General features: G+C 56.2%; 13 protein-coding genes and 1 tRNA gene. 12 read left to right on the forward strand and 2 right to left on the reverse strand.

Translation table 11 applies throughout. From position 1 onward, the window contains the following. The first annotated feature begins 1 nt into the window (after position 1). The 8 genes from ACA070_RS06835 (at position 2) to ACA070_RS06870 (ending at position 4216) form a co-directional block, all read left to right on the forward strand. Positions 2 to 760, forward strand: coding sequence for an MBL fold metallo-hydrolase (locus ACA070_RS06835; protein WP_497450539.1), 759 nt, complete (start codon positions 2 to 4; stop codon positions 758 to 760). Positions 761 to 788: 28 nt separating this feature from the next. Continuing rightward, entirely contained in the window at positions 789 to 1502 is a 714-nt protein-coding gene (gene purC / locus ACA070_RS06840; protein WP_008034929.1) for a phosphoribosylaminoimidazolesuccinocarboxamide synthase, read from the forward strand. An 83-nt stretch (positions 1503 to 1585) separates the two neighbouring features. Next, positions 1586 to 1675, forward strand: a tRNA-Ser gene (locus ACA070_RS06845). Between the two features lie 268 nt (positions 1676 to 1943). Then, a complete protein-coding gene (locus tag ACA070_RS06850; RefSeq protein WP_497450540.1) occupies positions 1944 to 2249 on the forward strand; it encodes a type II toxin-antitoxin system TacA family antitoxin in 306 nt (101 codons plus the stop codon). After that, positions 2221 to 2772, forward strand: a complete 552-nt coding sequence (locus ACA070_RS06855) for a GNAT family N-acetyltransferase (protein ID WP_497450541.1) — start codon at positions 2221 to 2223, stop codon at positions 2770 to 2772. Before ACA070_RS06850 ends, ACA070_RS06855 begins: the two co-directional genes overlap by 29 nt. 209 nt (positions 2773 to 2981) lie before the next feature. Continuing rightward, positions 2982 to 3305, forward strand: a complete 324-nt coding sequence (locus ACA070_RS06860) for a hypothetical protein (protein ID WP_497450542.1) — start codon at positions 2982 to 2984, stop codon at positions 3303 to 3305. 241 nt (positions 3306 to 3546) lie between these two features. Beyond that, a complete protein-coding gene (locus tag ACA070_RS06865) occupies positions 3547 to 3912 on the forward strand; it encodes a hypothetical protein (RefSeq protein ID WP_497450543.1) in 366 nt (121 codons plus the stop codon). After that, the gene (locus ACA070_RS06870) at positions 3905 to 4216 is read left to right on the forward strand and encodes a hypothetical protein (RefSeq protein ID WP_497450544.1); all 312 of its coding nucleotides are present in this window, start codon (positions 3905 to 3907) and stop codon (positions 4214 to 4216) included. Before ACA070_RS06865 ends, ACA070_RS06870 begins: the two co-directional genes overlap by 8 nt. Positions 4217 to 4303: 87 nt before the next feature. Here the strand turns inward: ACA070_RS06870 and ACA070_RS06875 are convergent, their stop codons facing one another. Together ACA070_RS06875 and ACA070_RS06880 are read right to left on the reverse strand one after the other, a co-directional pair. After that, a complete protein-coding gene (locus ACA070_RS06875) occupies positions 4304 to 4903 on the reverse strand; it encodes a cupin domain-containing protein (RefSeq protein WP_497451920.1) in 600 nt (199 codons plus the stop codon). Between the two features lie 70 nt (positions 4904 to 4973). Then, on the reverse strand, positions 4974 to 6935 hold the full coding sequence (locus tag ACA070_RS06880) for an oxidoreductase (protein WP_497450545.1): 1962 nt from the start codon (positions 6933 to 6935) through the stop codon (positions 4974 to 4976). 345 nt (positions 6936 to 7280) lie between these two features. On the opposite strand from ACA070_RS06880, the gene ACA070_RS06885 reads away from it, so the two are divergent. From ACA070_RS06885 to ACA070_RS06900, 4 genes are all read left to right on the forward strand, one after another. Beyond that, a complete protein-coding gene (locus ACA070_RS06885) occupies positions 7281 to 8561 on the forward strand; it encodes an OprD family outer membrane porin (RefSeq protein ID WP_497450546.1) in 1281 nt (426 codons plus the stop codon). 38 nt (positions 8562 to 8599) lie between these two features. Beyond that, positions 8600 to 9907 carry a Xaa-Pro dipeptidase gene (locus ACA070_RS06890; protein ID WP_497450547.1) on the forward strand — a complete coding sequence of 436 codons (1308 nt, stop codon included), beginning with the start codon at positions 8600 to 8602 and terminating at the stop codon, positions 9905 to 9907. Positions 9908 to 10010: 103 nt separating this feature from the next. Next, positions 10011 to 10658: a TetR family transcriptional regulator C-terminal domain-containing protein gene (locus ACA070_RS06895; RefSeq protein WP_497450548.1), complete on the forward strand. Its 648-nt coding sequence runs from the start codon at positions 10011 to 10013 to the stop codon at positions 10656 to 10658. 92 nt (positions 10659 to 10750) lie between these two features. Next, positions 10751 to 11467: a response regulator gene (locus tag ACA070_RS06900; RefSeq protein WP_497450549.1), complete on the forward strand. Its 717-nt coding sequence runs from the start codon at positions 10751 to 10753 to the stop codon at positions 11465 to 11467. The last annotated feature ends 2 nt before the right edge of the window (positions 11468 to 11469 follow it).

The following is an 11469-nucleotide window of genomic DNA, read 5'->3' on the forward strand; positions in this document are numbered from 1 at the left end:
CATGCGTTTTGCCGTTCTCGGCAGCGGTAGCCAAGGGAACGGCACGCTGATAGCCAGCGCTGACACGTATGTGCTGGTGGATTGTGGTTTCTCCCTGCGGGAAACCGAAAAACGCCTGCTGCGCCTGGGTGTGAACCCTACGCAGTTGAGCGCGATACTCGTGACCCACGAACATGCCGACCACGTGCATGGCGTGGGTTTGCTGTCTCGGCGCTACAATCTGCCTGTCTACCTCAGTCGTGGCACCCTGCGCGGGATGCGCAAACCGATTGAACCGACTGGCCTTCTGGCCGGCGGCGAGCAACTGCAGATCGGCGCACTGAGCATCGGCGTCATTGCCGTGGCCCACGATGCACAGGAACCGACGCAGTACGTCTTCAGCGACGGTGAGCGGCGCTTCGGCCTGCTGACCGACCTGGGTTCGTATTGCAACAAGGTGCTGGACGGCTATCGGGACCTCGATGCGTTAATGATCGAGTCCAACCATTGCCGTGACATGCTCGCTCGCGGTCACTACCCGTACTTCTTGAAGCAGCGGGTGGGCGGTGAACTGGGACATTTGAACAACCACCAGGCGGCATTCCTGGTGTCTGAGTTGGGCTGGCAAGGCCTGCAACACCTGGTCCTGGCCCATCTGAGCAGCAAGAACAACCTGCCGCAGCTGGCCCGGCAATGTTTTGTCGACACCCTCGGGTGCGACCCGGACTGGCTGCAACTGGCCGATCAAGATTCAGGGCTCGACTGGCGACACATCGCCTAGCCCACCTACTTAGCAAGCGGAGCCCATCATGGAAAAACGTGAAGAACTCTACCGCGGCAAAGCCAAATCGGTTTTCAAGACCGACGACGCTGACCGCTTGATCCTGCTGTTTCGCAACGACACCTCGGCGTTCGACGGCAAGCGCATCGAACAGCTCGACCGCAAAGGCATGGTGAACAACAAGTTCAACGCCTTCATCATGCAGAAACTCGAAGCCGCCGGCGTGCCGACCCAATTCGACAAACTGCTGGGCGACAACGAATGCCTGGTGAAAAAACTCGACATGATCCCGGTCGAGTGCGTCGTGCGTAACTACGCTGCCGGCAGCCTGGTCAAGCGCCTGGGCGTCGAAGAAGGCATGAAGCTCAACCCTTACACCTTCGAACTGTTCCTGAAGGACGACGCCAAGGGCGATCCGTTCATCAACGAATCCCACGTCGTGGCCTTCGGTTGGGGCACCGCCGAGCAACTGGTTCGCATGAAAGAACTGTCGCTCAAGGTCAACGAAGTCCTGAGCAAACTGTTCGACGACGCCGGCCTGCTGCTGGTCGACTTCAAACTCGAATTCGGCGTCTTCTCCGACGGCTCCATCGTCCTGGGTGACGAATTCAGCCCGGACGGCTGCCGCCTGTGGGACAAGGCCACCGGCAAGAAAATGGACAAAGACCGCTTCCGCCAGGGCCTCGGTGACGTCATCGAAGCCTACGAAGAAGTGGCCAATCGTCTGGGTGTACCGCTTTAATCGACGCAAGCATCTGATAGCACGGAAAAATTTCGCTTAGGGGGTTCGCTTCCGGCAAAAGTGTTGTTATGATGCGCGCCGTTGGAGAGATGCCAGAGTGGCCGAATGGGACGGATTCGAAATCCGTTGTACCTTCACCGGTACCTAGGGTTCGAATCCCTATCTCTCCGCCATTACATAGAAAAAGCCCCGTAGCTGAAAAGTTACGGGGCTTTTTTGTTGCTGATATTTTAATAGCGGGGCCGTGCAGGAATGTACGGTTATTGTACGGGTGGCATTTGACATCTCTCATTGTGTACGGCTAGCATCCGTACATTGCTCAATGCCTTCCCATTACCCGGGAGTGAGCTGAAGTTTTGAAATCACCCATGCTTCTGAGCGTGGACAGCAACAAAATGACATTCAGTAAGGGAACACACTCTCCGAAAACGGGTACACCTTATGTTAGAAATTAACGAAATACTCAAAGCACCAAAAAATGCTCGTCTTGAACTCAAAACCACGGATGTCGCTAAAGAGTTCATCCGTAAGGCCGCTTCAATCTCGGGGCTTGATATGACCTCGTTCATTATTTCCTCTGCCTTCGAAAAGGCAGAGGAGGTGATGGAAAAACATCGACGTATCGACATGTCGGAACAAGCCTATGCCCGAGCTCTGGAGATCCTTAATGAGGATACGGCTCCAACGCTTGGGCTACTGAACCTGATGAGAGGGAAGCATGGGGACAAAAGCGATTCCGGCTTATGAAATTGACAATAATTTGCAAGCTCGTTTTGAGTCTTACCGCTATCTGAAAGATTTCGATTGTGGGCTTGTCATGATGAATGAGTACTATAAGAGCGGTTTGAAGCGTGCCTTAAAGAGCGAGAACATCCGAGGCATTGGTGCGATCAATTCGTTGGGAGAAGTCGTCGGCTTTGGTACGCTCTCGCTGGGTCACATTGACAAGGCGCTTGCGAAAGCCACTATCAAGAAGTCGAACTTGCCATCTCAACTGCCCGTTGTGAGGATGGTGATGTTTGGCGTGGATCGTCGATATCAGGGGCTTGGAATCGGTCAGGAAATTCTGAGGCACACATTCATACAAGCGGTTAAGGTCCACAAAGAGGTGCCTATCAAGGGCCTGTATCTGGACGCGGCACCGAACGCCGTTTCATATTATGAATCGTTGGGATTTCGATCCCTGAGCGAACCAGATATCAGGGGTGGTACCCCCATGCTAATCAGCATCGAGCCGATCCTGCAGGCGATTGTTGATGCGGCTCCGTAGCGCTACACACGGTACTCAGCAATACATTAAAAAAGCCTCGTAACTGAAAAGTGACGGGGCTCTTTCGTTTCTGGGGTTCAGTTTTTTTAGGAGAGAGGAACTCGGCCATTGCGTCGAAGATTACAACAATGCTGTGCGGAATCACTCTGAATCAAGGTCATTAGCTATCATGCAATAAAGAGCTGAACCACCGGATAGCGGGGAAGAGCATGAACAGATGGCGGCGGCTTTGGTTGATTATCAAGCTGATAGCAGCCCTTGCGGCCTGCGTGGCCGTCACTGTTCAGGCTTTTTTCTACATGCTGGAAAGCTCCGACGCCGTGCAAATTCACCCACTGAGCATTCTGGTGGTCGGGTTGATTTTTGGTTTCATTACTTTTGGACTTCTTTCACTGATTGAAAGGGGTGTAATCAGACTGGTGGCCCCGATCATTTCCAGACCTAAAGCAAAACCTGAAAGCGATGCCGGGGCAACGCCGGAATGGCCACTGACCTTGCCAACTGAAGACCCCTCTCATCAAAGAAACCTGTGACCCTGGTCAGGTCCGAAAAGAACCGCGTGGACGGATCTCACAGGCAAAATTCCGGGCTGACACAAACAAGCGAATCCTCCTACTTCGTACGCGGATACGTCCGAGATTGATCGAAGGTATATTCGGTTTTCAGCGAAGACATCCGTAATGACTTCGCGGTCGAGCAGGTGGCTGGACGTTACGCACCATCTTCTGGTTGATCGGTTAATCGATGATTTATTCCCTCAAGGAGGAGGTAGCGATGTACAGCAGCGGTGAAGAAGGTTTTCAGGGCGATGATCAGACCGGGGTGTCACGAGGCAAGCCAATGCCTGGGGATCTTCATCTGGATACCGGGCGGTTAGCCAACATTTTCAAAGAGCGAATCAAGAATACCGAGTGCCCGTTCTGTGAGCATGATGAGTGGGAGTTGCCACTCCAGGCCGGGGCGACGGGCGTCGGGTTGCCTTGGGCGTGTGGCAAAGAGTATTTACGCTCCGGCACGCCGGCGGTGATGCTTAACTGCAAGTACTGCGGATTTGTTCGCCTGCATTCGCTCAACGTGCTGGCAGATATCGTCGTTGAAGACGGCACCAAAACCGTTGCGCTTGAGGTCTGCGATGAGTGAGCCTTTTGTGCTGGTAAACCTTGATGAGCATTACCCAGACCGCTTCCCGAGCAATAAAAGGAGTGGCGGAGACGATAAAGAACGAAGACCACCAGGTCCTCCAGGAGTAAACCCATTGGAACCGCGTGTATCCAAACTTGAAACGCATATCGAATACGTCCGGCGTGATCTGGGTGACCTTCGCATAGATTTTCGTGAGCAGCGGCAAGAAGCCCGAACGGATTTTCGTTTACTGTTCGGCGCTTTGATTACCGCCGCGCTGGGTCTAGCGGCAGTCATGGGGAAAGGGTTCGGGTGGTTGTGAACGAGTGCGCAAAAAGAAAAACCGGCCAGACGCCGGTTTTTTGCCGTGAACGAGCCACCTGAATGCAGTGAGAAGGCCGCCGAACCCTCAAAACGAAGGCGGCGTAATCACCCAAATAACCACCGCATCCACCTCCCCAGGGTTCCCATATCGATGCGGCTCCTGGCTCGAAAAGCTGAAACTATCCCCCTCGCTCAGCTGGAAATGCCGCTCCCCCACCCACAGCTCAAAACTCCCCGACAGCAAATATCCAGCCTCTTCCCCTTCATGGCTGTAACTCTGCTGACTGTAAGTCCCGGGCGGAAACCGTGAATGCAGCATCTCCAACTGTCGATTCGGCTGTGGCGTCAGCAGCTGATCCACAATCCCGTCTTCATAGTGCACGCTCATCCGGGTGTTCTTGCGCACTACAACACCGTTATCTTCAGGCGCCGTATTACCCTCGCTGGCAAAGAACCACTGAATGGTCACACCCAAACTACGAGCGATATTGAACAGCGCAGGAATGGACGGATAAGCCAGGTTCCGTTCCAGCTGGCTGATGTATCCCGCCGTCAGCTCGCTCATCTGCGCCAGTTCCGCCAAGGTCATGCCCCGACGTTTACGCAACCCACGAATCCGTGTGCCGAGAAAATGCGGTTCTGCCGTGGCGCTGTCCTGTGTGGGCGCGCTGCCGGCAGGCGGCATCTTGCTGCTGTTGCTCATGGCGTGCTCCGAACCGGGGTGATGTGTAAAAGCCCCGGAGTATAAAACAGCCTCAAAGCTCCCAGGCGACTTTCAAACCTTCGTAGATGGCTTCTTCGGCAGTGCGCGGGGCGAGGCAGTCGCCAATGCGGCGAAACTCCACCAAGCCCTGCAATTCGGCGCCGAGGGTATCGACGGGTTGATGGCCCTGGCAGAGCACCAATGTGTCGATGTTTTCGAACAGCATCGGTTCGCCGCTGGCGGTGTGTTGCAGGTAGACGGTGTTGTCGTCGCAGCCATACAGGCGGGCGTAGGGGGTGATCGGGATTCCAAGTTTGTGCAGTTCGCCGGCCAGCTGATCGCGTACGTACAGCGGCAAGTTTTCGCCGCAGTGGGTGCCGTTGACGGCCAGTTGCACCTGGTGCCCGGCGCGTACCAGACGTTCGGCGATGCCGGGGCCGATCCAGTCGGCGCGCCAGTCGACGACCACCACGGAGCGGCCGATTTGCACCTCATCGCGTAACACTTGCCAGGCATCCACGACCTGCAATTCACCGCCGCGCTCGAACGCTGGCCAATAGGGTTCGGCGCCGGTGGCGACGATCACCATGTCCGGGCGTTCGCGTTCGACCAGCGCCCGGTCGACGCGGGTGTTGCGGACGACACGCACGCCAGCCAACTCCATTTCCCGTTGCAGGTTGGTGCTGGCGCCGCCGAATTCGGCGCGTCGCGGTAGCAATTGCGCCAACAAGACCTGGCCGCCGAGTTGCGAACTGGCTTCGTAAAGGGTCACGTCATGTCCACGCTGGGCAGCCACGGCGGCGGCTTTCATCCCGGCCGGGCCGCCGCCGGCGATCATGATGCGTTTGCGAAGGGCTGTGGATTGCCGCTGGCCGAAGATCAGTTCGCGTCCGGTTTCCGGGTGCTGGATGCAGGAAATCGGCAGGCCTTTGTGGAAGTGGCCGATGCACGCCTGGTTACAGGCGATGCAGGCGCGCACATCCTCGACGTGGCCGCTGTCGGTTTTGTTGGGCATTTGCGGGTCGCAGATCAGCGCGCGGGTCATGCCGCACACATCGGCCTGGCCGCGCGCGAGGATCAGCTCGGCTTCTTGCGGTTGGTTGATACGCCCGGTGACAAACAGTGGAATCGACAGCCCGGCCTTGAACGTTCCGGCTTCCTTGGCCAGATAAGCCGCTTCGATCGCCATCGGCGGCACGATGTGCACGGCGCCACCTAATGACGCCGAGGTGCCGGCGACGACGTGCACGTAATCCAGAATCACTTGCAGGGATTGCACGGCAGCCAGGGACTCGTCTTCGGTCAGCCCTTCGGGATCGCGTTCATCGGCGGAAATGCGCAGGCCGATGATGAAGTGTTCATCGGTGTTGGCGCGCACCGCCGCGATCACTTCGCGCAGGAAACGCAGGCGTTGTTCCAGTTCGCCGTTGTAGCCATCGGTGCGACGGTTGACCCGCGGATTGATGAACTGCGCCGGCAGGTAACCATGGCTGGCGACCACTTCCACGCCGTCAATTCCGGCCTGATACAGGCGTCGGGCGGCGGCGCCGTAACCGGCGACAATCTCGTCGATCATCGCTTGATCCAGCGCACGGGGCATCACCCGAAACCGCTCGTTGGGCACCGCCGAAGGCGAGTAAGCGACAGCGAGCAAGCCATCGCTGGACTCCATGATTTCCCGACCCGGATGGAAGATTTGTGACAGCACCACGGTGCCGTGCGCATGGCAACGCTCAGCGATTGTTCGATAGCCCTCGATGCAAGCGTCGTCGGTGGCCATCAGCACATGCGAGGTGTACCGCGCACTGTCATGCACGCCGGCCACTTGCAACACGATCAGCCCGACACCGCCTTCAGCCCGCGCGGTGTGGTAGGCGATCAGTTGCTCGTTGACCAGGTTGTCGGTGGGCATCGAGGTGTCGTGACCGCTGGACATGATGCGGTTTTTCAGGCGTTTGCCACGCAGTTGCAAAGGTTCGAACAGGTGCGCGAAGGCAGGGGAAGCGGTCGACATGGTGCAGTTACTCCAGGCAGGCTGAAGCCGAAAGGCCGGTTTTTGGCGTTGTTATTTTTCAATATGAATTTACCGCCAGTAAAAAATCAACAGATTTTTTTACTGGCTGTGTATTTGAGCAGACCACGGCTGACGCGTGGGCCGAAGGGGCGGAAACAGGCTTGTCGATATTGCGTAGCGCGTGAAGCGACATGTAATAAGCGCATTACATCCCGTTACTTGACTTACATGTGTTTATCAAATCTCAACATCTTAAAACTGTTAATTACAAGATCAGTCTGCTTAACATTGTGGTTGTAGAGGCGTGACAGAAAACAATAATAATCAAAAAGCCCTGAGGTCTACATGAAGCTGCATTCCCTGTTAGGTGTCGCTGTAATTTCGGTGTCCGGAAGTTATATGAAAGCCCAGGCAGAAGAGGCTGCTGGCGGTTTTATTGAAGACAGTTCGGCCACTCTTCTCGCCAGAAACATGTATTTCAATCGAAACTCCCTTTCCGGCTATCCCGATGCACGAGGTTGGGGGCAAGGGTTTCTGTTGGACTATAAGTCAGGTTTTACTCAAGGCCTTATCGGCTTTGGTGTCGATGCCAGTGTCGATACTGCTTATAAACTTGACGGTGGGCGCGGGACCGTGGGGTCGGGTATGTTTCCCGCCGAGGGAAACGGTGAAAGAACAGAATCGTCGACATTGAATACGTCGGTAAAAATGAAGTGGTCGAATACGATTATCCAGTATGGCGATCTGCGGCCGTATAACCCGGTACTTGCCACTCCCGACTCGCGCTTGATGCCGGTGACCACAAGAGGCATCCAACTGCTGAGCACTGACATCGAGAAAGTCAGTATCGATGCCGGGCACTTCTTCTCCAACAAAGGCTCTGCCAGTACGGACCATGACGGCGATTTCTTTGCCGGCTACGCCGGGGTGAAAGGGGGCAATGTCGATTACGCCGGCCTGACGTACCAACCAGTGGAAGAAGGCAGTGTCGGCTTCTACGTGTCTCGGACAGAGGACTTGTGGCACCAGTACTACATGAACGCCAACTACACCTTTGCGCTGCCCTCCGAACAATCGCTGAATGTCGACTTCAACCTGTACCGCTCGCTCGATGAAGGGCAGTCCCTGGCTGGCGACATCAACGTCACCGCCTGGTCGCTGGCAACGGCCTACGCCACGGGCCCGCACACGGTTACCCTGTCTTATCAAAAAATCCACGGTGATGAACCGTTTGATTACTTGATGGCCGCGGACGGCACTTATATGGACTCTATCTATCTGGCCAACTCGTCGCAGTACGGAGACTTTAACGGTCCGGGTGAACAGTCGGTGGGCTTGGGTTATCAATACGACTTTGGAAGTAATGGCTTTATCCGGACTACTTTAGGTGTCCGTTATGTTTACGGTTTCGATATAGACTATGAGCAAGTTGATCCCGACGGTTTGTATACTTACTTCGCCGGTTCCGATAAGCAAATTGAACGTGATGTCGATCTCAAGACCGTCGTTGAAAGCGGACCTCTGAAGAATCTGTCGGTTCGTGTGCGTTATGCGGACTTCCAATTCACGGGTGACAGTGTCAAGCAGGTGCGAATTATCACCCAGTACCCGTTCGATCTTTTTTGATGTGCACATCTGAATCCAATAAAAACAAGAGGCTTCACATGAAAAACATTCCGATCAAATTTATTGCGTTAGCGGTAGCACTTTCCTCATTGGCGTTGTCCGCTCACGCAGAGACCGTGTACGTTCATGCCGGCCGTTTAGTGGACGTCGAGAAAGGCAAAGTACTGACCGACCAGCGCATCAAGATTGACGGTGAGCGCATCATTGCCGTGGAACCGTGGAGTGCTCCGCCAGCCGATAGCAAAGTGATTGATTGGTCCGCCAAGACAGTCCTCCCGGGTCTGATCGATATGCACACGCATATCTCCGATTGGGACATGACCAACAACGTGGCTGAGCCGCTCCTGCATTCCCCTCAAGATGTCGCGCTCATGGGAGCAAAACACGCCTATCAAACGTTGCGTGCGGGTTTTACAACCGTGCATGACCTGGGCACTTATCGAGCGTTCACCGACGTCGCACTGCGTGATGCGATCAACGCGAATCGGGTGCTGGGTCCACGGATGAACGTCGTCGGGGCTTACATCACCGTAGCGGGCGGTGGCGGCGAAGTGACCGGGTTTGCCCCGGGCGTGGAGATTCCGGCGGATATGCGCGTCGGCGTTTACCGGGATGCCAATGACGCCAAGTTGAAGACCCGTTATCTGTTCCAGCACGGCGTAGACACCATCAAGATGATGGGCACGGGCTCCGTTCTTGCCGAAGGTACTGAACCCGGTCAAATGGAAATGACTGAAGAAGAAATGCGCGCCGTAGTACAAGAGGCCAAGGTTCATAAAAGCTATGCCACCGTCCATGCCCATGGTGCAGAAGGCATCAAGGCCGCTATTCGTGCAGGCGTCAGATCCGTTGAACATGCTTCGCTACTGGATGATGAAGGCATCAAGTTGGCGAAAGACAACGGCACTTATCTGGTCATGGATATTTACAACGGTGACTACATCGATGAAGTAGGTCACAAGGAAAACTGGCCTGAGAGTTACTTGCGCAAGAACACTGAAACAACCGACGTACAGCGCCAGGCATTCCGTAAAGCGGTCAAGGCGGGGGTGAAAATCGCCTACGGCACCGATGCGGGTGTTTATCCGATTGGCACCAACGCTAAACAGTTTGCCTACATGGTGAAGTACGGTATGACCCCAATGCAGGCGATCCAGTCCGCCACCGTCGTTGCCGCTGACCTGCTCAATTGGCAGGGGGACGTCGGTGCTGTCAGTTCGGGTCGATTCGCCGACATGATCGCGGTCGACGGTGATCCGATCGCTGATATTTCGATACTGGAGAAAACACCGGTTGTGATGAAGGGCGGTGCGATTGTTCCTCCTGATGTGCTGCCCGGTATGTAAAAAGCTTCAACATCTGGAGTAGGCGAGGGTTGTTGCTGTACAGTCGTTCAGCTCGCGAACGGCTCATACAGGGCTCAACCCTCGCCTCCAGGAACGTCGCCCCATGACTCAGGAAGTCCGATTCTCCAGAATGGCGCCAGAGCTGCGCAAAACCAATCTCATCGATGCCACGCTCGTGTGCCTCAAGCGCCACGGCTTTCAGGGCGCCTCCATCCGCAAAATCTCCGCCGAGGCCGGTGTCTCGGTCGGCTTGATCAGCCATCACTATTCCGGCAAGGATGAACTGGTCGCCGAAGCCTATTTGGCGGTGACCGGGCGGGTCATGGGGTTGCTGCGCGCCGCCATGGAACAGGCGGCGCCCAATGCCCGCGAGCGTCTGTCAGCGTTCTTCCGCGGCTCGTTTTCCGCTGAGCTGCTCGACCCGCAACTGCTCGACGCCTGGCTGGCCTTCTGGGGCGCGGTCAAGACTGCAGAGGCGATCAACCTTGCGCACGAACATTCCTATGGCGAGTATCGCGGCATTTTGCGCAAGGCGCTGACCGAGCTGGCGCAGGAGGAAGGCTGGGAACACTTCGACGCCGATCTGGCGGCCATCGGCCTCAGCGCGTTGCTTGACGGTTTGTGGCTGGAGTCGGGACTCAACCCGGGAACCTTTACCCCTGAACAGGGCATGCAGATTTGCGAAGCGTGGGTCGATGGTTTGCAGGCGGGCGGACGTCAGCGTTTCTGTTTGCAGACGACGGGCTGTTGATCGATCGTTCAGCAATGGGTACTCTCAGGCGTCGGTGCAGGAAAAAACTCTAATAAGAAACACGCCTTCGGGCGCACGCAGGACACCATGCGATGACTCCTCGGGTATTGATCGTCGATGACGATCCGTTGATTCGCGAACTGCTGCAGGCTTACTTGAGCCAGGAAGGTTACGAGGTGCATTGCGCCGCTACCGCGGAGCTGGCCGAAACATTTCTGGCAACCCAGACGGTCGATCTGGTGATGCTCGATATCCGCTTGCCCGGCAAGGACGGCCTGACCCTGACCCGGGAGCTGCGGGTCCGTTCGGAAGTCGGGATCATTCTGATCACCGGGCGCAACGATGAAATCGATCGCATCGTGGGCCTTGAGTGCGGCGCCGATGACTACGTGATCAAACCCCTCAACCCACGCGAACTGGTGTCCCGGGCGAAGAACCTGATACGTCGGGTGCGTCATGCCCATACGCCTAAACCGGTTGCAGCCCTTGCTCGACCGGTCAAACAGTTCGCCGCCTGGGCACTGGATACAGATCGCCGTCGGTTGATCGACGACACCGGCAGCGAAACCTTGCTGACCCACGGTGAGTATCAATTGCTCAGCGTATTCTTGCGCAACAGCGGCCACACCCTGAGCCGCGATCAGCTGATGGATCAGATCCGCAACCGCGAATGGGTGCCCAACGATCGCTCCATCGACGTGCTCGTTGGACGCCTGCGACGCAAGTTGCACGATGACCCGTCCGAGCCGCAATTGATCATCACCATCCACGGCGCCGGTTATCTGTTCACCGCCAGCGTGGCAGCCTGAAC

The sequence above is a fragment of the Pseudomonas sp. LBUM1678 genome (assembly GCF_059695575.1).